Origin of the sequence: Pseudomonas sp. MWU16-30317, assembly GCF_020515695.1 — a bacterium.
GTDB lineage: Bacteria > Pseudomonadota > Gammaproteobacteria > Pseudomonadales > Pseudomonadaceae > Aquipseudomonas.
The window spans coordinates 194,895-217,518 of sequence record NZ_JAIWJA010000007.1; the positions used below are offsets into that span (position 1 = coordinate 194,895).

Annotated in this window: 19 protein-coding genes, 3 tRNA genes and 1 riboswitch; of the genes, 2 read left to right on the plus strand and 20 right to left on the minus strand. The window is 61.4% G+C overall.

Annotated elements, in window-relative coordinates; translation table 11 throughout:
• Positions 1 to 4 precede the first annotated feature (4 nt).
• Positions 5 to 1,447, minus strand: a complete 1,443-nt coding sequence (gene mgtE / locus LIX93_RS20145) for a magnesium transporter (RefSeq protein WP_226505822.1) — start codon at positions 1,445 to 1,447, stop codon at positions 5 to 7.
• A gap of 478 nt (positions 1,448 to 1,925) precedes the next feature.
• Between mgtE and LIX93_RS20150 the strand changes: the two genes are divergently transcribed.
• Entirely contained in the window at positions 1,926 to 2,159 is a 234-nt protein-coding gene (locus LIX93_RS20150; protein WP_226505823.1) for a hypothetical protein, read from the plus strand.
• Between the two features lie 86 nt (positions 2,160 to 2,245).
• Here LIX93_RS20150 and LIX93_RS20155 read toward each other — a convergent pair.
• The 6 genes from LIX93_RS20155 to alaS all read right to left on the minus strand — a co-directional run bounded on the left by LIX93_RS20155 (position 2,246) and on the right by alaS (position 6,964).
• A tRNA-Arg gene (locus LIX93_RS20155) sits at positions 2,246 to 2,322 on the minus strand.
• Between the two features lie 87 nt (positions 2,323 to 2,409).
• A tRNA-Arg gene (locus tag LIX93_RS20160) sits at positions 2,410 to 2,486 on the minus strand.
• A gap of 108 nt (positions 2,487 to 2,594) precedes the next feature.
• Positions 2,595 to 2,685, minus strand: a tRNA-Ser gene (locus LIX93_RS20165).
• A gap of 62 nt (positions 2,686 to 2,747) precedes the next feature.
• Positions 2,748 to 2,936, minus strand: coding sequence for a carbon storage regulator CsrA (csrA, locus tag LIX93_RS20170; RefSeq protein WP_226505824.1), 189 nt, complete (start codon positions 2,934 to 2,936; stop codon positions 2,748 to 2,750).
• 80 nt (positions 2,937 to 3,016) lie between these two features.
• A complete protein-coding gene (locus tag LIX93_RS20175; RefSeq protein WP_226505825.1) occupies positions 3,017 to 4,249 on the minus strand; it encodes an aspartate kinase in 1,233 nt (410 codons plus the stop codon).
• 96 nt (positions 4,250 to 4,345) lie between these two features.
• On the minus strand, positions 4,346 to 6,964 hold the full coding sequence (alaS, locus tag LIX93_RS20180) for an alanine--tRNA ligase (protein ID WP_226505826.1): 2,619 nt from the start codon (positions 6,962 to 6,964) through the stop codon (positions 4,346 to 4,348).
• A gap of 351 nt (positions 6,965 to 7,315) precedes the next feature.
• A riboswitch (FMN riboswitch) is annotated at positions 7,316 to 7,472 on the plus strand.
• Between the two features lie 103 nt (positions 7,473 to 7,575).
• On the opposite strand from alaS, the gene LIX93_RS20185 reads away from it, so the two are divergent.
• Positions 7,576 to 8,082 (plus strand): 6,7-dimethyl-8-ribityllumazine synthase, encoded by a 507-nt coding sequence (locus LIX93_RS20185; RefSeq protein WP_226505827.1) that lies wholly within the window; start codon positions 7,576 to 7,578, stop codon positions 8,080 to 8,082.
• 123 nt (positions 8,083 to 8,205) lie between these two features.
• On the opposite strand, the gene astE is transcribed toward LIX93_RS20185, so the two are convergent.
• The 13 genes from astE to acs all read right to left on the minus strand — a co-directional run bounded on the left by astE (position 8,206) and on the right by acs (position 22,619).
• Positions 8,206 to 9,201, minus strand: coding sequence for a succinylglutamate desuccinylase (gene astE / locus LIX93_RS20190; RefSeq protein WP_226505828.1), 996 nt, complete (start codon positions 9,199 to 9,201; stop codon positions 8,206 to 8,208).
• A gap of 12 nt (positions 9,202 to 9,213) precedes the next feature.
• Complete coding sequence (locus tag LIX93_RS20195; protein ID WP_226505829.1) at positions 9,214 to 9,507, minus strand: topoisomerase II; 294 nt, start codon at positions 9,505 to 9,507, stop codon at positions 9,214 to 9,216.
• A gap of 12 nt (positions 9,508 to 9,519) precedes the next feature.
• Positions 9,520 to 10,866 (minus strand): N-succinylarginine dihydrolase, encoded by a 1,347-nt coding sequence (astB, locus tag LIX93_RS20200; RefSeq protein ID WP_226505830.1) that lies wholly within the window; start codon positions 10,864 to 10,866, stop codon positions 9,520 to 9,522.
• Between the two features lie 109 nt (positions 10,867 to 10,975).
• On the minus strand, positions 10,976 to 12,439 hold the full coding sequence (gene astD, locus LIX93_RS20205; protein ID WP_226505831.1) for a succinylglutamate-semialdehyde dehydrogenase: 1,464 nt from the start codon (positions 12,437 to 12,439) through the stop codon (positions 10,976 to 10,978).
• Complete coding sequence (gene astA, locus LIX93_RS20210; protein ID WP_226505832.1) at positions 12,436 to 13,470, minus strand: arginine N-succinyltransferase; 1,035 nt, start codon at positions 13,468 to 13,470, stop codon at positions 12,436 to 12,438. The genes astD and astA overlap by 4 nt, the downstream gene beginning before the upstream one ends.
• 75 nt (positions 13,471 to 13,545) lie before the next feature.
• Positions 13,546 to 14,562 carry an arginine/ornithine succinyltransferase subunit alpha gene (gene aruF / locus LIX93_RS20215; RefSeq protein WP_226505833.1) on the minus strand — a complete coding sequence of 339 codons (1,017 nt, stop codon included), beginning with the start codon at positions 14,560 to 14,562 and terminating at the stop codon, positions 13,546 to 13,548.
• 69 nt (positions 14,563 to 14,631) lie between these two features.
• A complete protein-coding gene (locus tag LIX93_RS20220; protein WP_226505834.1) occupies positions 14,632 to 15,852 on the minus strand; it encodes an aspartate aminotransferase family protein in 1,221 nt (406 codons plus the stop codon).
• Positions 15,853 to 16,087: 235 nt separating this feature from the next.
• Entirely contained in the window at positions 16,088 to 17,071 is a 984-nt protein-coding gene (gene argR, locus LIX93_RS20225; protein ID WP_226505835.1) for a transcriptional regulator ArgR, read from the minus strand.
• 144 nt (positions 17,072 to 17,215) lie between these two features.
• A complete protein-coding gene (locus tag LIX93_RS20230; protein ID WP_226505836.1) occupies positions 17,216 to 17,980 on the minus strand; it encodes an ATP-binding cassette domain-containing protein in 765 nt (254 codons plus the stop codon).
• Positions 17,981 to 18,026: 46 nt separating this feature from the next.
• On the minus strand, positions 18,027 to 18,722 hold the full coding sequence (locus LIX93_RS20235) for an ABC transporter permease (protein WP_226505837.1): 696 nt from the start codon (positions 18,720 to 18,722) through the stop codon (positions 18,027 to 18,029).
• Positions 18,723 to 18,732: 10 nt separating this feature from the next.
• On the minus strand, positions 18,733 to 19,422 hold the full coding sequence (locus tag LIX93_RS20240) for an ABC transporter permease (protein ID WP_226505838.1): 690 nt from the start codon (positions 19,420 to 19,422) through the stop codon (positions 18,733 to 18,735).
• A 137-nt stretch (positions 19,423 to 19,559) separates the two neighbouring features.
• A complete protein-coding gene (locus LIX93_RS20245; protein ID WP_226505839.1) occupies positions 19,560 to 20,336 on the minus strand; it encodes an ABC transporter substrate-binding protein in 777 nt (258 codons plus the stop codon).
• 327 nt (positions 20,337 to 20,663) lie between these two features.
• Positions 20,664 to 22,619 carry an acetate--CoA ligase gene (gene acs, locus LIX93_RS20250; protein WP_226505840.1) on the minus strand — a complete coding sequence of 652 codons (1,956 nt, stop codon included), beginning with the start codon at positions 22,617 to 22,619 and terminating at the stop codon, positions 20,664 to 20,666.
• Positions 22,620 to 22,624: the final 5 nt, after the last annotated feature.

The following is a 22,624-nucleotide window of genomic DNA, read 5'->3' on the forward strand; positions in this document are numbered from 1 at the left end:
GGGGTTACATCAGGAACAAGGTCGCCAGGCCCAGGAAGATGAAGAACCCCCCACTGTCGGTGACCGCGGTGATCATCACACTCGAGCCCATGGCCGGGTCACGTCCGAACTTTTCCAGCCCCATCGGAATGACCACGCCCATGGTCGCCGCCAACAGCAGATTGAGGGTCATGGCAGCGGTCATCACCACTCCGAGCGACCAGCTGCCGTAAAGCAGGTAGGCGACCACACCGATCACTCCCCCCCAGATAATGCCGTTGCACAACGAGACCGTGACTTCCTTGCGCAATAACCGCTTGGTGCTGGCGGGAGTGATCTGGTCCAGCGCCATGGCCCGCACGATCATGGTGATCGTCTGGTTGCCGGAGTTGCCGCCGATACCGGCAACGATCGGCATCAATGCCGCCAGGGCCACGAGCTTCTCGATCGAGCCTTCGAAGAGGCCGATGACCCGGGAGGCGATGAACGCGGTAACCAGATTGACGGCCAACCACGACCAACGGTTGCGCAGCGAACGCCAGACCGATGCGAAGATATCTTCCTCTTCGCGCAGACCGGCCATGTTGAGCATTTCGCTCTCGCCCTCTTCACGGATCACGTCGACCATCTCGTCGATGGTCAATCGACCGATAAGGCGACCACCCTTATCCACGACCGGCGCGGAAATCAAATCGTAGCGCTCGAAGGCCTGGGCGGCACTATAGGATTCGTCGTCCGGATGGAAGCTGACCGGGTCGCTGGCCATGACGTCGACCACCTGCTTGTCAGGATCGTTGACGAGCAAGCGCTTGATTGGCAACACGCCTTTGAGCACGCCTTCCTGATCGACCACAAAGAGCTTGTCGGTATGGCCCGGCAGCTCCTTGAGTCGACGCAGGTAACGCAGTACCACTTCGAGGCTGACGTCTTCACGGATGGTGACCATCTCGAAGTCCATCAGTGCGCCGACTTGATCCTCGTCATAGCTCAACGCCGAACGCACGCGTTCACGCTGTTGGGCATCGAGGGTTTCCATCAATTCGTGAACGACGTCGCGCGGCAGTTCAGGTGCGAGATCAGCGAGTTCGTCGGGGTCCATCTCACGGGCTGCGGCGAGAATCTCGTGATCGTCCATATCGGCGATCAGGGTCTCCCGAACGGAGTCGGACACTTCCAACAGAATGTCGCCGTCGCGCTCGACCTTGACCAGCTGCCAGATCTCCAGGCGATCTTCCAGGGGCAAGGCTTCGAGGATATAAGCAACGTCGGCGGAGTGCAGGTCATCGAGTTTGCGTTGCAGCTCGACAACGTTCTGGCGATGAACGAGATCTTTTACCAATTCCTGATGCGCGCCTTCCTGGCGGTGCGTCAGGTCTTCAACCACACGCTGGCGATGCAGAAGCTCGGTCACTTGAGCGAGGCGATCCTGCAGGCTTTCCTGTGATTTTTTTGCTTCGTATTCGGTCATAGGCATACTCCACTCCCAGCAGTGGAGCACGCCAGGAGATCAATCAGTCGTTTCGTGATTGTGATAACGCTTTAGTAAGTAACTACTGGGTAAGTCCATGGAGGTAGTCCACAAGCCCCGGCGGGGCTGACGGGCGCAATGATACACACCTTGTAAAATTTTGAGAGCAAAAAAATCAGGCCATAACAATTGGTTGCAATATAAATCTCGGCGTCCGGTGAACAGCGCCATCCGGCGAAGCATCCGGTAAAGAACTGACCGCGCCAGGGGACTGACGTTTCACTAGGCTGTAAGTGGTACCCGATCAAGGAGGATCGTTGCCGTGCCCTCACCTACCTGCCTGGCTCTCGCGTTGTCTGCCTGTATCGCCCTTTGCAGCTTGCCGCTCAGCGCTTCAGCGCAGTGGGTACAACACTGCCAGGGTCCCGATGGCGAAATCACCTACACAGCGTCCAACTGCCCTGCCGGGCATGCTCTGATGGCGCAGCAGCCACCGAGGCGCAGCACCACTGCCCAGCCGCCGCGCACCCCGGTGAAGAGCTTCACACCCAAGGTAGCGCGCACTCCGAGCAAAGCTGACGACAGTGCAGCACGTCGCATTCAACCCCATGTGCCAACGGATAAGACAATCGAGAAAAAACCAGCGGCGAAAAAGGAAGAGGCGAAAACCAAGCGTAAGAAGGCGCCGCAGAAATATCTGCCCAATCGCTAACCCTGTAGCGAGAGCGGTGACCTGGGGATAAAAACCCAAACGCCAGACGGCAAAAAGCCCGCTTTAAAAGCGGGCTTTCTGTTTTATGGTGCACTCGACAGGATTCGAACCTGTGACCGCTCGGTTCGTAGCCGAGTACTCTATCCAGCTGAGCTACGAGTGCAGGTGGCGCTTGGTAGACCAGATCACCTCTGGTTGAAGCAGAAGCTGGTTCGACATCCTGATAACAGGACTGAAACAACCTCTTAAATGGTGCACTCGACAGGATTCGAACCTGTGACCGCTCGGTTCGTAGCCGAGTACTCTATCCAGCTGAGCTACGAGTGCATTTGTTGCCGCGCATTATAGGCCGTCAAATCTGTGTGTCAATCGCTTTTTTCTAGTAATTTCAACAACTTACCGATAAAGCCAGATTACAACGTACTACGCAAATAATGGCGGAGAACGGGGGATTCGAACCCCCGACACCCTTTTGAGGTGTACTCCCTTAGCAGGGGAGCGCCTTCGGCCACTCGGCCAGCTCTCCGCAACACGGGGCGTATATTAACCAGCTTTCTTCCGCTTTGCAAACATAAAAATCGATAAAAATTAAAGACTTGGTTCCGGGTCCTTCTCGTTCTGGATTCGTCGGTAGATTTCCTCGCGATGAACCGAGACTTCCTTGGGCGCATTGACGCCAATTCGCACCTGATTGCCCTTGACGCCGAGCACGGTCACAGTGATTTCTCCATCCCCGACTACCAGCGTTTCTGCACACCGACGGGTCAGAATCAGCATACCTTTCTCCTCACATCACATTCACGAACGACAGATAGACGAAGGGCGCGGTCAGACCGCGCCCTTGGACACTTCAAGGCTTACTCGCCCTGGCGGGGAGCATCCAGCTCGAAAGCGGTGTGCAAGGCGCGCACAGCCAGCTCCAGGTACTTCTCTTCGATCACCACCGACACCTTGATCTCCGACGTCGAGATCATCTGGATGTTGATGTTGTCCTTGGCCAGGGCTTCGAACATGCGGCTGGCCACACCGGCGTGGGAGCGCATGCCGACGCCGACGATCGAGACCTTGGCGATCTTGGTATCGCCCACCACCTTGCGTGCAGCGAGCTCCACAGCGGTGTTTTCCAGCACCTGCAGCGCCGCCTGGTAATCGTTGCGGTGCACGGTGAAGGTGAAGTCGGTGGTGTTATCGTGCGCGACATTCTGCACGATCATGTCGACTTCGATATTGGCGCCGCTGATCGGCCCGAGAATCTTGAAGGCCACGCCGGGGGTGTCTGGCACGCCACGGATGGTCAGCTTGGCTTCATCGCGGTTGAAAGCGATGCCGGAAATGATCGGCTGCTCCATGGTTTCCTCTTCATCAATGGTAATGAGGGTACCCGGACCCTCCTTGAAGCTGTGCAGAACGCGCAGCGGAACGTTGTACTTGCCAGCGAACTCTACGGCCCGAATCTGCAGGACCTTGGAGCCCAGACTGGCCATCTCGAGCATTTCCTCGAAGGTGATCTTGTCCAGGCGCTGAGCCTGGGACACCACGCGTGGATCGGTGGTGTAGACGCCGTCGACGTCAGTGTAGATCTGGCATTCGTCCGCCTTGAGCGCTGCCGCCAGGGCCACGCCGGTAGTGTCCGAACCGCCCCGCCCGAGGGTGGTGATGTTGCCGTGCTCGTCGACGCCCTGGAAACCGGCGACAACAACCACGCGACCTTCCTTGAGGTCGTTGCGGATCTTCTGATCGTCGATCTGCAGGATGCGCGCCTTGCTGTGCGCGCTGTCGGTGAGGATGCGCACCTGTGCGCCGGTATAGGATACCGCCGGCACGCCACGCTTGATCAGCGCCATGGCCAGCAAGGCGATGGTCACCTGCTCGCCGGTGGAGATGATCACGTCGAGTTCGCGGGTCACCGGCTGATCACTGATCTGTTTGGCCAGATCGATCAGGCGGTTGGTTTCGCCGCTCATTGCCGACAGCACGATCACCAGGTCATTGCCCGCTTCGCGGAATTTCTTGACCTTGTCGGCCACCTGTTCGATGCGCTCGATCGAGCCCACCGAGGTGCCGCCAAATTTTTGTACGATCAAAGCCATTTCAAGCCGCCTCAAGCCCGTGAAGGGCGCCCATTAAACATTCAAATGCGCTAAAGCCAAAGCCTGTTGATTGGCAACAGGCTCCGTTGCCGTGATTCAGAGACCTTGCTCGACGAATGGAACGGTCAGCGCCAGCGCGCCGTCCAGTGCCGCTGCATCCACGCCACCGCCCTGAGCCATGTCCGGGCGACCACCGCCCTTGCCGCCCACCGCTGCTGCGGCCTGCTTCATCAAGTCGCCGGCCTTGAGCCTGGCGGTGAGCTCCTTGGTCACGCCGGCCACCAGCACGACCTTGTCGTCGTGCACGCCACCGAGCAGGATCACACCTTGACCGAGCTTGTTCTTCAGTTGGTCGACCAGCGCGAGCAGCGCCTTGCCGTCCTGGCCGTCGACGCGCGCGGCGAGGACCTTGACGCCCTTGACCTCGACCGCCGAACCCGACAGGTCATCGCCCGCCGCACTGGCCGCCTTGGCCTGCAATTGCTCGAGTTGTTTCTCCAGCAATCGGTTGCGTTCGAGCACCGCCGAGAGCTTGTCGATCAGGTTGTCGCGGCTGCCCTTGACCAGCTGCGCGACTTCCTTGAGCTGCTCTTCACCGGCATTCAGGTAGGCCAGAGCACCAGCACCGGTGACCGCTTCGATACGGCGTACGCCAGAAGCCACGCCGCCTTCGCTGATGATCTTGAACAGGCCGATATCGCCGGTGCGCTTGGCGTGGATACCGCCGCACAGCTCGACGGAGAAATCGCCGCCCATGGTCAGCACGCGCACGGTGTCGCCGTATTTCTCGCCAAACAGCGCCATGGCGCCCTTCTTCCTGGCGCTTTCGATGTCCATCTCTTCAGTGGCCACCGGGGTGTTCTTGCGGATCTGCTCGTTGACGATGTCTTCCAGCGCTTTGATCTGCTCCGGCTTGATCGACTCGAAATGGCTGAAGTCGAAACGCAGGCGCACGCTGTCGACCAGCGAGCCTTTCTGTTGCACATGATCGCCCAGCACCAGGCGCAGCGCGGCATGCAGCAAGTGCGTGGCGGAGTGGTTGAGCGATGTAGCCTGCTGCACGGTGGCATCGACAGTGGCCGTGAAGCTCTGGCCGACCTTGAGGGCGCCCAGCACCACAATACCGTGGTGCAGGAATGCGCCGCCGGTCTTGGTGGTGTCACGCACGTCGAAACGCCCGGCATTGCTCTGCAGGTAGCCGCGGTCACCGACCTGGCCACCGGATTCAGCGTAGAACGGCGTGGTATCGAGAATCACCACGCCCTCCTCGCCTTCGGCCAGCTGCTGGACCGCCACGCCTTCTTTATAGAGAGCAACGACCTTGGCTTCTTCGCTGTGGGTGGCGTAGCCGTTGAACAGCGTCGGAGTGTCGACCTTGACCAGGCTGTTGTAGTCCATGCCGAAGGCGCTGGCGGAACGGGCACGCTCGCGCTGGGCCTGCATCTCGCGTTCGAAACCGGCTTCATCGAGGGTCAGGTTGCGCTCGCGGGCGATGTCGCCGGTGAGGTCCATCGGAAAACCGTAGGTGTCGTACAGTTTGAACACCACGTCGCCCGGTACCACCGAGCCCTTGAGATTGGCCAGGTCCACTTCGAGGATCTTCAGGCCCTGCTCCAGCGTCTTGGCGAACTGCTCTTCTTCGGCCTTGAGCACGCGCTCGATGTGCGCTTGCTGGGCCTTGAGTTCAGGGAAGGCTTCGCCCATCTCGGCGACCAGGGCCGCGACGATCTGATAGAAGAAGCTGCCGTTGGCGCCCAGCTTGTTACCGTGGCGGCAGGCGCGACGGATGATGCGGCGCAGCACGTAGCCACGGCCTTCGTTGGACGGCAGCACGCCGTCGGCGATCAGGAAACCGCACGAGCGGATGTGGTCGGCCACCACTTTGAGCGAGGCCTGGCCTTCGTTGCTGCAACCGATGGCCTTGGCCGCGGCGTCCAGCAGGCTCTTGAACAGGTCGATCTCGTAGTTCGAGTTGACGTGCTGCAGTACCGCACTGACACGCTCCAGGCCCATGCCGGTGTCGACCGAAGGGGCCGGCAGCGGGTGCAGGACGCCATCGGCGGTGCGGTTGAACTGCATGAACACGTTATTCCAGATTTCGATGTAACGGTCGCCATCTTCTTCAGGCGAACCGGGTGGGCCGCCCCAGATGTCGGCGCCGTGATCGAAGAAGATCTCGGTGCACGGGCCACACGGGCCGGTATCGCCCATGGTCCAGAAGTTGTCCGAGGCGTACGGCGCGCCCTTGTTGTCGCCGATACGGACCATGCGCTCGGCGGGTACGCCGATTTCCTTGGTCCAGATGTCGTACGCCTCGTCGTCGCTGGCGTAGACAGTCACCCAGAGTTTGTCCTGGGGCAGCTTGAGCACGCCGGTCAGGAAGGTCCAGGCATAGGTAATGGCATCGCGCTTGAAATAGTCACCGAAGCTGAAGTTGCCCAGCATTTCGAAGAACGTATGGTGGCGAGCGGTGTAACCGACGTTTTCCAGGTCGTTGTGCTTGCCGCCCGCGCGCACGCACTTCTGGCTGGTGACGGCGCGGGTGTAGGCACGTTTTTCCTGGCCCAGGAAGCAATCCTTGAATTGGTTCATGCCTGCGTTGGTGAACAGCAGGGTCGGATCGTTGCCCGGAATCAGGGAGCTGGAGGCGACTCGGGTATGGCCTTGTTCTTCGAAAAAACGAAGGAAGGCTTCACGGATTTCTGCGCTTTTCATTAGGTTCTTCCACGGAGACGGCAGCCACAGGCGTCATCGACATTGCGACGGCAAAGGGCCGCATTATATAGGCCCTGAGGCCGCGGTACAGTGTGTTTGTACTATTCGGACCATCAAATCTACCAGATGACGCCCAAGGTTCTGTAGCGAGGGGGCTTGCCGTCAATTCGACAGATCAGTCACATGGGTGTAGCTGATAGGCCTGTCGGGGGCAAGCCTCCTCGCTGCAGGGGCCGCATGGTTCGTGGCTTATGCATTTTCGAGCAGCGTGCCGATAAAAATGATTAGCTGGCGAACGATGCACTTCTCAAAAAAGTGTGTTAAAAAATCTCCGCCGTCAATCGATGACGGCAACGTTCTCAGGGCGGGGTGCGATTCCCCACCGGCGGTAATGACGCGCAACGCGTCTAGCCCGCGAGCGCTTGGCGGCCCCCGTGGCGGTCAAGGTCAGCAGACCCGGTGTGATTCCGGGGCCGACGGTCATAGTCCGGATGAAGAGAGAACGGGATGGGCAACCGGGTCGACCACGCGCATATTTTGCCTTGGCTGGCCTGCCACGAAATCCCCTTCGATCCATGCCCTGTTTTTTTATTAAACAGGAGTCGACGTAGATGCAACCCACAGCAATCGATAGCAAAAGCCACCCCAACGAACGTATCGCCTTTGTCCAGGCTTGCTGGCACAAGGATATCGTCGATCAGAGCCGTAGAGGTTTTGTCGAGGAAATGGGCCGCCTGGGCTATCAGGAATCCGATATCGATTTCTTTGAAGTCGGTGGCGCGTTCGAAATCCCCCTGCACGCCAAGCTGCTGGCCCAGAGCGGCCGCTATGCCGGCGTGATCGGTGCAGCACTGGTGGTGGACGGCGGTATCTATCGTCACGAATTCGTGGCGCAGACCGTGGTCAGCGCGCTGATGCAAGTGCAGCTGGAAACCGAAGTCCCGGTGTTCTCGGTGGTACTGACCCCGCACCACTTCCATGATGGCGAGCAGCACCACACCTACTTCTTCAATCACTTCTTGCACAAAGGCATCGAAGCGGCCAAGACCTGCGCCGATACCCTGCACAAAGTGCGCACACTGCGCCGCTTGCAGCCGCAGCAGAAGATCGCGGTTTAACGAGCAATACATTCCCTGGGGGAGCGAGCTCTGCTGGCGAAGAGGCCGGCATTGCCGGTGGTGTATCGAGCAGGTTTCGATTGCACGATATACAACATTAGCGGGCAGAGCCCGCTCCCACCGTTATAACGAATGGGGCACCACCAGGATGCCGGCGCGCAAGCCGTTGGCAACCTTTGGATTAGGGAAAATGATCCTCGCGCCCTGCTCCTCGACCTTCCAGCGCTTGCCCTGGCCATCGTCCGCCAGCAGCATGCCCTGCTCCAGTTCCGTAAAATTCTCCACGCTCGCCGCCAGGTGCAATTGGAACGCATCCGTGTACTTGATGATTTCCCGTGACACCCGAAACAGCTGCAAGCCATTCAGAGCGTCCGCCTGCGGCACTTCGGTGCCGGCAATCAACTCGCTCAGCTTGATGCGCAGGCGACTCAGATCCACTTGCTGATTCTGGCCGAAAGGCCGGGCCTTGCCGAGCTCCAGGGTGAACGCCTCGGCCGCTAGCTGTTCGCGGGTATAGGCACTGAAGGTGATGGACGTCTTGTTCTGCAGCAACACCGCCTGCATGCCGGCCTCGCTCAGGCGCGCCAGTTCGAGCCGCGATGGCTCGCAGTCCTGGCGAAATGGATACAAGGCGAACTGCTCGATGCGCGAGCCTCGTATGGCAGTGTGCAAGTCGTAATGCAGACGCGTGCGCTCGGGCACGCTGAAAAAAGCCGACGCCAGCCGTTCCAGCTCGTGGGCGCGCAGGGCTTCGTTGCCGCTGTACTGTTCATGGCGACCATTGAACATGCGGTTGACGTCATGCTTCAGGTAGCGCTCGCCATGACGAATCGCTTCGGGGTTGCCGAACAGGAAAAGCACCCGCGCCCGCACCTTGAGATCGCCGCGAGCCACCTCGTGCAGCAACTCGTCGAGCAGCTCGATCGGCGCGGTCTCGTTGCCGTGGATGCCGGCCGACAGCAGCAGGTCCATGCCATTGTCCTGGCCCTCCGGAGGCCGCACTTCGAGCGCACCCTCCCCCATCCAGCGCAGACGCACGCCGCCTTGGGTCAACTGGATCTTCTCGGCGGGCTCACGGCCCGCCAGAGTCAGTTCGAGCAGCTTGCCGAGCGCGAGCATAGGCCGATGTCCTTAGTGGGTGTGACCGCAGTCGGGGCCGTGTACGTGGCCGTCATCTTCGTCGCCAGCATCGGCGGGTTCCATTTCCAGCTGCAGGCTGACCAGGTTGGTCGCCAGCGGGCGAAGCAGCAGATTGGCAAATTCGGCGTCGCCTTCTTCCACATCGACACCGATGAGCAATTGCCCACGGCCATCCTGCTGAATCCACACTTCCTTGCCTTGCCAGATCACCGCGAAGCGGGTGCAGGAGGTTTCCAGCTGGGTGCCATCGGTATCTTCAAGGATCAGTTGCAGGGCGTCGGACATCGTTGTGTTCTCTCAGTTGAGTTGGAATGGATAAACCGCACCCAGATTCAGGATCCCGGTCAGTTCATCCAGTGCCGTACGGCACTCGTTCAATAATTGCGGATCGGCCATGTCGCTTTCGCCCAGGCGGTCGCGATAATGCCGGTCGACCCACTGCGTCAGTGTGTCGTACAACTGCGCGGTCATGATAACCCCTGGGTTGACCGCTGCCAGTTCCTGTTCGTTGAGCGCCACCCGCAAGCGCAGGCAGGCCGGGCCGCCGCCGTTTTGCATACTCTGCTTGAGATCGAAGACCTTGACCTCGCCGATCGGACCACCCGACTGCGTCAACTGCTGCAGATACGCCCAGACCCGCGGGTTGTTATTGCACTCCTGCGGTACGATCAGCAGCATCGAACCATCGGCTCGCGACAGCAACTGACTGTTGAACAGATAGGAACGCACCGCATCTTCCACCGAAACATCGGCCCGCGGCACGCTGATGGCCTGGAACTCGCCACCTCGCCTTGCCAGTTTAGCGTGCAGTTCGGCGATCACCGCTGGCGTGTCGAGAAAGGCGTCCTGGTGATGGAACAGCAACTCGCCATTACCCACCGCAATCACGTCATTATGAAACACGCCCTGATCGATGACCGCTGGATTCTGCTGGGCGAACACCACGCCGTCATCGCTCAGGCCGTGCAGCCGCGCTACCGCCTGGGACGCTTCGAGGGTCTGGCGCGCGGGATACTTCTGTGGCGCCGCGTAGCGGGTGTCGAAGGCGCTACGGCCATACACGAAAAACTCGACGCCCGGTTCACCGTAGTGGCGGCAGAAACGCGTATGGTTGGCCGCGCCTTCGTCTCCGAACTGCGCAACCGCTGGCAAGGCGGCGTGATGAACGAAATGCGCGGGGTCGTTGAACATCGATGCCAGCACCCGACTGGTGGTCGGGTGCTCGATGCTGCGATGGTATTTGCAGTTGAGGTTAGCCGCCGTGAAATGTACGCGGCCATCACTCGTGTCGGCGCTGGGGCTGACCGTGGCGGCATTGGCCACCCACATGCTGGACGCCGAAGCGCTGGCGATGAGCAAGGGCATGGCATCGCGCGCGGCCCGCTCGATCACCTGACTGTCACTCCCGGTAAAGCCCAACGCACGCAGCCCGGCGACGTCCGGGCGCTCCTGCGGGGCCAGCACCCCTTGGACAAAACCCAGCTCCATCAGCGCTTTCATCTTGGCCAGGCCCTGGCGCGCCGCTTCCCGCGGATTGGACGCCAACTGACTGTTACCCTGGGAAGCGACGTTGCCGTACGACAGCCCACCGTAGTTGTGGGTCGGGCCGACCAGACCATCAAAATTGACTTCAAACGCTTTCATCGGCGCAACTCTCCAGCCACGGTGATCTTGGTCTCTAGGGGGCAAGCCCCCTCGCTACAGATTTTTGCGTGCGTCATGTAGCAAGGGCGCTTGCCCCCGGCAACGGTGCTCACAAGGTAATCCCCGGCGACAGGCTGACCGGCAGACTGAGGGTATCGACCTCCAGCGACGCCACCGGGTAGGCGCAGTAATCCGCCGCATACCAGGCGCTGGCGCGATGGTTGCCGGAAGCGCCGATGCCGCCGAACGGTGCGGTACTGGCCGCGCCCGTCAGCTGTTTGTTCCAGTTGACGATACCGGCGCGGCTGTGCAGCCAGAACTGCTGGTAACGATCGGCCGAGTCCGACAGCAGTCCCGCCGCCAGCCCGTACTGAGTGGCGTTGGCCTCGATCAGCGCGTCTTCAAAACGGTGGTAGCGAATCACCTGCAGCAGCGGCCCGAACAGTTCTTCGTCGGGGCGATCGGCGACTGCCGTCACGTCCAGCAAACCGGGGGTCAGCAATGCGGATTGCGGGTCAGGTTGGGTCATGGCCAACAGCGCCAGTGCTCCCTTTGCCAGCAACTGCGCCTGGGCGTCGAGCAGCGACTGCGCGGCGTCCAGGGAGATCACCGAGCCCATGAACGGCGGTGGATCCTGGTCATAGGCGCCCACCTGCAGCTGGCTGCTGACCTCGATCAAGCGCTCAAGCAAACGATCGCCCCAGGCCCCCTCGGGGACAATGAGGCGGCGCGCACAGGTGCAGCGCTGGCCGGCAGAAATGAACGCTGATTGGATAATGGCGTAGACCGCCGCATCGAGATCGGCAACCTCCTCGACCACCAGCGGGTTGTTGCCGCCCATCTCCAGTGCCAGAATCTTGTCCGGGCGGCCGGCGAACTGACGGTGCAAGGCGTTGCCGGTACCGCTGGACCCGGTGAAGAACACCCCATCGAGCCCAGGCTCCGCAGCCAGGGCGATGCCGGTGTCGCGGCCACCTTGCAGGAGGTTCAGCACGCCCGCCGGCAGCCCGGCCTCGATCCAGCAGCGCAGGGTCATTTCGGCGACTTTCGGCGTCTGTTCGCTGGGCTTGAATATCACCGTGTTGCCCGCCAGCAACGCCGGGACGATATGACCGTTCGGCAGGTGACCGGGGAAATTATAAGGTCCGAACACCGCCACCACGCCATGGGGCTTGTGCCGCAAAACTGCATTGGCATCCGCCAGTGGCGCGCTTTTCTCACCCGTGCGCTCGCGGTAACTCTGAATGGAGATGCCGACCTTGTTGATCATGCTGGCGACTTCGGTGGACGCCTCCCAAAGTGGCTTGCCGGTTTCTTCACCGATGCAGTGGGCCAGGGACTGAGCGTGCAGCTTGAGGCTCGCGGCAAAGGCTTCAAGCACGCCGATACGCTGGCTCAGGGCCAGGCTCGCCCAGGCCGGGAATGCCTCGCGCGCGGCCTGGACCGCCTGAGTCACCTGGGCGGCCGAAGCGGCCTGGCCCGTCCAGACACTTTGCTGGCTGACCGGGTTGAGCGACTGCATCACCTCACCCTGACCGTCCAGCCAATGACCCGCAACGTAAAGCGTGCTCATAGTCCTGCCTCCCCGGGCTTGTGACTCGACATGGCGACGGCCCGCACCGAATCCCCCGGACTCATGCGCAGGCGCTTGGCGGTCAACGGGTCGACCACCAACGTGCCGGCGGCGACACGGGCAGGAGCGGCAGCCACACGGCACTCTTCACGCTTGCGGTTGTGCATCAGGTACACCGGCGCGTCATCACCGGGCGTACCGATGGCCAGCACCAGCACCTGGCTGTCGTGCACGGCACGGATACGTGCGGTTTCGCATTCCAGCGCCGGACCGGCGTCGAAGATGTCGACATAGCCCTGATAGCTGAACCCTTCGCCCTTGAGCATCGACAGGGCCGGCTCGGTGTCGGTATGGACCTGGCCGATGACCTCCCGCGCGGCCGGCGAGAGGAAGCAGGTATACAGTGGGAATTTGGGCATCAGCTCGGCAATGAAGGCTCGATTGCCGACGCCGTTGAGGTAATCCGCCTGGCTGAATTCCATCTTGAAGAAATGCCGCCCCAGGCTCTCCCAGAACGGTGAGCGACCAGCACTGTCGGACATGCCGCGCATCTCGGCGATCACCTTGCGCCCGAACAGCTGCGGGAACTCGGCGATGAACAGCAGGCGCGCCTTGGCCAGCAGTCGGCCATTGAGGCCCTTGCGCTGGTCTTCACGCAGGAACAGCGAGCACAGTTCGGAGTTGCCGGTCAGGTCGTTGGCGAGGAACAGGGTCGGGATTTCACGATAGATGTTCAGCTCCTGGGAGGCGCTGACCGTCAAGCCGACCCTATAGTTGTACCAGGGCTCGCGCAGGCCCACCGCGCCAGCGATGGCCGAGATGCCAACCACGCTGCCATCGTCGTCTTCAAGCACGAACAGGTAATCGGCATCGCCACGCCCGGCCTCGCCCAGAAAGGTCCTCTCGGCCCAGGTCACGCGATGGGTCAGCCGCTCCTCATTCGCCGGCAGCGTGGTCAGCCCGGCCCCGGTTCCGCGGGCCAGTTCGAGCAGGGCTGGTAAATCGCTGCTGCGTACGGGACGAACGATCATGCTATCTCCTCAGCGCCGGTCAACCGACCGCCGCGACACTCAACCAATGACACACTAGGGCAGGCGTGATGCCTGTCAGACCGCTACCAGGCGCACGCTCACGCCCTCTCCGACACCCAACGCTTCGGCGGCGGCCAGATCGAGCGCCACAGGCTTGCCCGGCACCCAGTCGAGTTCCAGCAACACGGCGCGGTAATCCTGCAACTGGCCGTTGGAAACCAGATATTGGCGCCCACTGCGCCGGCCTTCTTCGATCTTGACCGGCACCACACGACTCTGGGCAATGGAGCGAATGCTCGAGACGCGCGCGTGCAGGGTCGGACCGCCATCGAAGATATCGATGTAGTGGTCCGTTTCGAAGCCTTCTCGCATCAGGATATCGAAGGTGATCTGCGCCCGCGGATGCACCTGGCCCATAGCCTCCTGAGCGGCATCGGGCAACAACGGTACGTAGATGGGGTAATGGGGCATCAACTCAGCGAGAAAGGTCCGGCTCTTGAGCCCGCACAGGCGCTCAGCAGCAGCGTAATTGAGGTCGAAGAAATTGCGCCCGATGGCATCCCAGAACGGTGATTCGCCGTGCTCGTCGCTGTAGCCGACGATTTCGGTGACCACCGAATCGGCGAAGCGCTCGGGATGGCTGGCAACGAACAACAGACGCCCGCGCGAGTTGAGCTCCGACCAGGGCGTGCCCACCAGATCGGGGATCACATAGAAACTGGTCAGCAGGCTGTTGCCGGTGAGGTCGTGGCACTGCGACAACACATGAATCTTGTTGTGGATCTTCAGCTCGCGAGACGCGTGCACGAAGGTCTCGTTACGAAAACTGTAGAAGGGCTCGGAATAACCCGCCGAAGCGACGATGGCCGAACAGCCCACCAGACGCCCGCTGGCGGTGTCTTCAAGGACGAAGAAATAGCTTTCTTCGCCGTTGAAGCTGACTTCGGCGGCAAACGACGCTTCCGATGCGGCGATCTTGTCGCCCAGGCGCTCGATATCGTCCGGCAGCGAAGTAACACCGATGGGGCTGTCGGCAGCCAGACGCTTGACCTCGTCCAGATCAGCCGTTTGCGCGGGGCGCATGACCAGCATGGGTGTCACTCCTGTCATTGAATCTTGAACAGGCAGCAAGCGATGCCTGCTGCCGTTGATCGGCCTTGATCAGGCCCGGGTAAGCTGTACGACGGCACGCTCGAAACGATCCAGGCCTTCGTCGATGTCGGCGTCTTCGATCACCAGGCTCGGGGCGAAGCGCACGACGTCGGGGCCCGCTTGCAGGATCATCAGGTTCTGCTGTTCGGCAGCGTTGAAGAAATCCTTGGCCCGGCCTTTCCAGGCATCGGTCAGCACACAGCCCAGCAACAGCCCCATGCCACGGACCTCGCTGAAAACGCCGTACTTTTCACCGATGGCTTGCAGGCGGGTCACGAAGCGCGTGTGCTTGGCGCGAACACCGGCACGCACTTCAGGGGTATTGATGACGTCCATCACCGCCTCGCCCACCGCGCAGGCCAAGGCATTGCCACCGTAGGTGGTCCCGTGCACGCCCACGGAGAAGTGCTTGGCCAGTTTTTCGGTAGTCAGCATGGCGCCCATGGGGAATCCGCCACCCAGGCTCTTGGCGCTGGAGAGGATGTCCGGAGTCACGCCATAGTTGATGTAGGTGAACAGCTCGCCGCTGCGCCCCATGCCGCTTTGCACTTCATCGAATACCAACAGTGCGTTGAACTGATCGCACAGCGCGCGGGCACCTTCAAGGTAGGCTTTGTCGGCCGGCAAGACGCCGCCCTCGCCCTGGATCGGCTCCAGCACGACGGCGCAGGTCTTGTCGGATACGGCGGCCTTGAGGGCAGCCAGGTCGTTGTAAGGCACATGGGTGATGCCGGTGATTTTCGGACCGAAACCGTCGGAATACTTGGGCTGGCCGCCCACGCTGACGGTGAACAGGGTGCGGCCGTGGAAGCTGTTGGTGGCGGCGATGATCTCGTACTTCTCGGCACCATAATTGTCACTGGCCACGCGGCGGGCCAGCTTGAAGGCGGCCTCGTTGGCTTCGGCGCCGGAGTTGCAGAAGAACACGCGCTCGGCGAAAGTGGCGTCGACCAGTTTTTTGGCGAGGCGCAGGGCCGGCTCGTTGGTGAACACATTGGACACGTGCCACAACTTGTTGGCCTGCTCGGTCAGTGCGCCGACCAGCGCCGGATGGGCGTGGCCCAGCACGTTGACGGCGATGCCGCCGGAGAAGTCGATGAGCTCGCGCCCAGCTTGGTCCCAGACTCGAGAGCCCGCGCCACGTACGGGGATGAACCCGGCCGGTGCATAGTTGGGAACCATTACCTGGTCGAAATCGGCGCGTTGCACCTGAGCATGCTCAACGGACATCAGAGTCTCCTGGAGAGAAACGCCGGCCGAGGACGGCAGGCGGTAAAAGGATTGTAAGGACTGCACGCGAGCGGGCCTTGCCGCCAAGCGACAACTTCTTATAGCGGCACACCCGGCCTGCAAAGAGGTTGTCGACGATGCGACATATACCGTCACAAAAGCGCAGTTTAAACGCTGTGAGGCCGAATGGCACGGCTGTTCAGCCGACGTTGCCACGGGGGACGCTTGGGAGCCTTTAGCCGCGCTCGGCAGACACCGGGGATAGCTCGAACGGGCTGCTGCTGCGCCGCTGGTTGCGGTCTTCGCGGGGGGTGGCGCCGAAGAAGTTGCGATAGGCGCTGGAGAAGTGCGGCCCCGACGAGAAGCCGCAGGACAGGCCGATCTGAATGATCGATTTGCTGGTCTGCATGAGCATCTGCCGGGCCTTGTTCAGGCGCAGCTCCAGGTAGTACTGGCTGGGGACGCGATTGAGGTACTGCTTGAAGATCCGCTCCAGCTGGCGTCGCGACACGCACACGTGCTGGGCGATTTCATCGGTGGTCAGCGGCTCTTCGATGTTGGCTTCCATCAGCAACACGGCCTGGGTCAGCTTGGGATGGCTGGAGCCCAGGCGATTCTGCAGCGGAATGCGTTGGCGCTCACCGCCCTCGCGGATACGCTCGACCACCAGTTCTTCCGACACCGCACCGGCAAGCTCGGCGCCGTGATCACGGGCCAGCACCGCCAGCAACAGGTCGAGCACCGACAGCCCGCCACAGGCGGTCATGCGGTCGCGGTCCCAGTCGAACAAGTGGCTGGTCGCGATGACCTTGGGGTAGCGCTCGGCGAAATCATCTTGCCAGCGCCAGTGCACCGCCGCCCGATAGCCGTCCAGCAGCCCCAGTTGCGCCAGCGGATAGACCCCGGCCGACAGCCCGCCGATGACACAACCACTGCGCACAAGCTGCTTGAGCGCGCTGCTCAGGGCGCCACTCAGGGCTGCCGGTGGTTCGTCCGCCAACAGGAACAGCTTGCTGCAACCCTCCAGGCGCCCCGCCCACGGCTCGCCCGGCAAGCGCCAGGCGCTCCCCTCAATCGGCGTTTCGGCCTGCAGGAACAACAGCTCGTAGCTGACATCCGGATGCACCCGCTGGGCGACACGCAAGGCTTCTTCGGCCAGGGCCAAAGTCAGGGCCTTGGCGCTGGGCCAGATCAGAAAACCAATTCGTTGGGCTGTCATGGGATACGGTCCGAAACCTGTTCAATGTCGCTGGCCGGATGCCTGGGCACCCTGGAAATCCATCCGGTCAAACCGCGAGGTACGCAGCATGCCTTGTTTCTTCGCCCGGTGGCAGCGGCGAACTGTATCAATGCTCGATCCGGCCTATTTGAGGCTGCCGGATAGAAACTGCTGCAAACGTTCGGACTGCGGATTGCTCAACACCTGACGTGGATCGCCCTGCTCCTCGATACGGCCCTGATGGAGAAAAATCAGCTGATTGGACACTTCTCGGGCAAAGCCCATCTCGTGCGTGACCACCACCATGGTCCGGCCTTCCAGGGCCAGGCCTTTCATGACCTTGAGTACGTCGCCGACCAGCTCGGGATCGAGCGCTGAAGTGGGCTCGTCGAACAGCATCACCTCGGGTTCCACCGCCAGCGCCCGGGCGATCGCCACCCGCTGCTGCTCGCCACCGGACATGTGGCCGGGATAGGCATCCTTGCGGTGCCCGACGCCAACCTTGGCAAGATAATGCTCGGCCTTTTCGAGCGCCTCGCGCTTGCTCATGCCGAGCACGTGCATCGGCACTTCAATGACGTTTTCGAGGGCGGTCATGTGCGACCACAGGTTGAAATGCTGGAACACCATGGCCAGCCGCGAACGCAAGCGTTGCAGCTGTTTGGGGTCGGCAGCCCGCAGCGCGCCGTCCTTGCCAGGCACCAGCGCCAGCTCTTCGTTATTGAGCAGGATACGCCCGGCATGGGGTTGCTCCAGCAGGTTGATGCAGCGCAGGAACGTACTCTTGCCCGAACCGCTGGAGCCGATGATGCTGATGACATCGCCGGCCTTGGCGGCCAGCGACACGCCCTTGAGCACCTCGTGGCTGCCGTAGCGTTTGTGCAGGTCCTGGACTTCGAGTTTGTACATATTCAGCGGTCTCAATCGGCGCTCGGGCGCCTGTGACGAAAAAGGCTCAGTGACGCGGCGCCATGTAGCCCAGCCAGCGGCGCTCGGCGCGCTTGAACAGGCGGACAAGGATGAAGGTCAGGCACAGATAGAACGCCCCGGCGGTGATGTACGCCTCGAACGGGAAGTAATACTTGGCGTAGACCGTCTGCGCAGCACCGGTGATATCCATGAGGGTAACGATGGACGCCAGACTGGTGGTCTGCAGCATCATGATCACCTCGTTGCTGTATTGCGGCAGCGCCCGGCGCAAGGCCGAGGGCAGCAGGATGCGCCGATACAGCTGGCGCGGCGACATGCCCATGGCGCGGGCGGCCTCGATCTCGCCCGGCGGCGTGGCGCGCAAGCTGCCTGCAATGATCTCGGCGGTGTAGGCACTGGTATTGATCGCAAACGCCAGGCAGGCGCAGAAGGTCGCGCTCTTGAGCAGCGGCCAGAACAGGCTCTCGCGCACGGCGGCGAACTGCGACAGACCGTAGTAGATCAGAAACAACTGCACCAGCATCGGCGTGCCGCGGATCACGTAGGTGTAGAACCACGCCGGCCAGTTGATCAGGCGGTTCTTCGAGACCCGCATCAGCGCCAGCGGCAAGGCCGCCAGCAAGCCGAAAAACAGCGAAATGCCCAGCAGCTTGAGGGTTTCGAGCATGCCCCAGAAGTACAGTGGCAGATTGGCCCAGACCACGTGGTAATCGAATATCACAGCAACCCCCTCACAGATCGGCCATCCGCACGCCCACCGAATAGCGGCGCTCGACCCAGCGCAGCACCAGCAGCGACACGCTGGTCAGCACCAGGTACATGCCCGCCACGGCAAGGTAGAAGGTAAAGGGCTTGCCGGTAGCGTCACCGGCCTGCTTGGCCTTGAACATCATGTCTTGCAGGCCGACTACCGACACCAGCGCCGTAGCCTTGGTAAGCACCAGCCAGTTATTGGTGAACCCCGGGATCGCCAGGCGAATCATCTGCGGCACCAGCACCCGGAAGAACACCTTCAGCCGACTCATGCCATAGGCGATACCCGCTTCGGCCTGGCCCTTGGGGATGGCCATGAACGCGCCGCGAAAGGTCTCGGACAGGTAGGCGCCAAAAATGAAGCCCAGGGTGAAGATGCCCGACACCAGCGGATCGAGGTCGATGTAGTCGTCATGCCCCAACAGCGGCGCGACGGTATTGAGCAGCACCTGGCCGCCGTAGAAGATCAGCAGTATCAACACCAGGTCGGGGATGCCGCGGATCACCGTCGAATACAGGTCGCCCAACCATGCCACCCAGCGCACCGGCGACAGGCGCATGGCGACGCTGATCAGCCCCAGGGCGATGGCCAGCGCCATCGAACACAAAGCCAGCTCCAGCGTCAGCCATGCTCCGTCGAGAATGACGGCACCGTAACCGCTCAGCACAGGCAAAAGCCATTGGTCATCGAAATGTTCTCCAGCAGAATGTTCTTCAGCAAAACGAACAATGGCGTGCGCCACGCCAAAGCCCGCAGCGCACACCATTACAGCCCCTGTAGCGAGGGGGCCTGCCTGCGATATGGTTATTGCCCGTAGATATCGAAGTCGAAGTACTTGTCCTGGATCTTCTTGTAGGTGCCGTTGGCGCGGATCGCGGTGATGGCAGCGTTCAAGCGGTCGAGGTCAGCCTGGTCGCCTTTGCGCACAGCGATGCCGATGCCGTCACCGAAGTACTTGGCGTCGGTGAACGCCGGACCGGTGAAAGCGTAGCCTTTGCCGGCGTCGGTGTTGAGGAAACCGTCCTGCAGCAGCGTGGCGTCAGCCAGGGTACCGTCGAGGCGACCGGCGCTGACGTCCAGGTAGATTTCGTTCTGCGAGCTGTAGGGCTTGACCTCGACACCCAGCGGCTGCAGCACTTCGGTGGCGAAACGTTCGTGGATCGAACCACGCTGCACGCCGATGACCTTGCCCTTGAGCTCGGCCATGCTGTCGCTGACCGTGGTGCCCTGCTTCATCACCAGGCGCGCCGGGGTGTTGTAGTACTTGTTGGTGAAGTCCACCGATTGCTTGCGCTCGTCGGTGATCGACATGGACGACAGGATGGCGTCGATCTTGCGCACTTTGAGCGCCGGGATCAGGCCATCGAACGGTTGCTCGACCCAAGTGCACTTGACCTTCATCTCGGCGCACAGGGCGTTGCCGATGTCGTAGTCGAAGCCGACGATGCTGCCATCCGGAGCCTTGGACGCAAACGGAGGATAAGCAGCCTCGATACCGATCTTCAGCGGTTTTTCATCGGCGAAGGCCGACATCGACAGCACGGACAATGCCAGGGCACCAAACAGGGCGAGCTTCTTCATAGGTGAAGACTCCAACGAAAGCGGGCAGTAAAAAGCAGAATGGGGGCGAACCCAGTATGCGAGGGGATACGACAAAGAATGAAATCGGTGGTCGATCAGGGTCGACAATTGACGCGCATTTTAACGACCGATGGCCGGCCGATATTTCTTCAATGCGACAAGTAGTTATAGATGCACCAAGTTGGCGCCGAGTGGGAGTTGACTAAAAACGGATATTCTGAAATCACCAAAAACCCAGTGGGAGCGGAGCATGCCCGCGAAGACGCCTGTCGCAACGACGCGAATCAAAGGCTTCGCGGGCAAAGCCCGCTCCCACTGGGACCGAGGTCAAGCGACTTTCATGGTCCTGTGCGTCTCGATCAGGTGCTGTACCACTCCCGGATCGGCCAAGGTGGAGATATCGCCGAGCGCGTCGTATTCCCCGGTGGCTATCTTGCGCAAGATACGGCGCATGATCTTGCCCGAACGGGTCTTGGGCAGGCCAGGCGCCCACTGGATGACATCCGGCGAAGCGATCGGACCGATCTCCTTGCGCACCCAGTTCTTCAGTTCGAGGCGCAAGGACTCGCTGGGCTCTTCGCCGCCGTTGAGAGTGACGTAGACATAAATGCCCTGGCCTTTGAGGTCATGGGGCACGCCCACCACCGCCGCCTCGGCCACTTTCGGATGGGCGACCATGGCGCTTTCGATCTCGGCCGTGCCCATGCGGTGCCCGGACACGTTGAGCACGTCGTCGACCCGCCCGGTGATCCAGTAGTAGCCATCCTCATCGCGCCGGGCACCGTCGCCGGTGAAGTACATGCCGCGGAAGGTCTTGAAATAGGTGTCGACGAAACGGTCGTGATCGCCATACAGCGTGCGCGACTGACCCGGCCAGGAGTCGAGGATCACCAGATTGCCTTCGTTGGCGCCTTCGATGATGTTACCCAGGTTGTCGACCAGCGCCGGCACCACGCCGAAGAACGGCTTGGTCGCCGAGCCCGGCTTGAGGCCTGTTGCACCCGGCAGCGGGCTGATGAGAATGCCGCCGGTTTCGGTCTGCCACCAGGTGTCGACGATCGGGCAATGCTGCTTGCCGATGGTGTTGTAGTACCAGTTCCAGGCCTCGGGGTTGATGGGCTCACCCACTGAGCCGAGCAGGCGCAGGCTCGAACCGTCTGCACCTTCGACCGCCTTGGTGCCCTCCGCCATCATGGCGCGGATCGCCGTAGGGGCGGTGTAGAGGATGTTGACCTTGTGCTTGTCGATGATTTTCGACAGCCGTGTGATGTCCGGGTAGTTGGGCACGCCTTCGAACAGCAAGGTGGTGGCGCCGTTTGCCAGCGGCCCGTAGACGATGTAGCTGTGGCCGGTGACCCAGCCCACATCGGCGGTGCACCAATAGATGTCACCAGGCTTGTAGTCGAACACCCGCTCGTGGGTCAGCGCGGCATACACCAGATAGCCCCCGGTGGTGTGCAGCACGCCTTTTGGCTTGCCGGTGGACCCGGAGGTGTAAAGGATGAACAGCGGCTCTTCGGCGCCCATCTCCTTGGGCAGGCAATGACTGGAAGCGACCTTCATCAGGTCTTCGTACCAGATGTCACGATGCTGGTGCCAGGCGATGTCGCCGCCAGTGCGCTTGCAGACGATGATCTTCTGCACGCTTTTGGTGTCCGGGTTGGTCAGCGCCAGGTCGACGTTGGCCTTCAGCGCCGTGCGCTTGCCGCCACGCAGGCCTTCGTCGGCGGTGATCACCACCTTGGACTGGCAGTCGCTGATGCGCCCGGCCAGGGCCTCGGGCGAGAAGCCGCCGAATACCACGGAGTGAATGGCGCCGATGCGCGTGCAGGCCAGCATCGCCACCACGGCCTCGGGAATCATCGGCATGTAGATAGTCACGACGTCGCCGCGGTGCACGTCCTGACCGCGCAGGGCGTTGGCGAACTTGCAGACTTGCTCGTGCAGCTCGCGGTAGGTGATGTTGCGGTGTTCCGAAGGGTCATCGCCCTCCCAGATGATCGCTATCTGATCGCCGCGCTCGGCGAGGTGGCGGTCCAGGCAATTATGGGAAACGTTGAGCGTCCCGTCGGCAAACCATTTGATATCGACATGGTGATCGTCGAAGGACGTCTGTTTGACCGTGGTAAAGGGTTTGATCCAGTCGAGACGCTGGGCCTGTTCGCGCCAGAAACCGTCGGGGTTGATCACCGACTGCTGATACATCGCCTTGTAGGTCGCTTCGTCCGTCAAGGTACTAGCCGCTACGTCGGGGCGAACCGGATAAAGGGAAGCCGCACTCATCATAA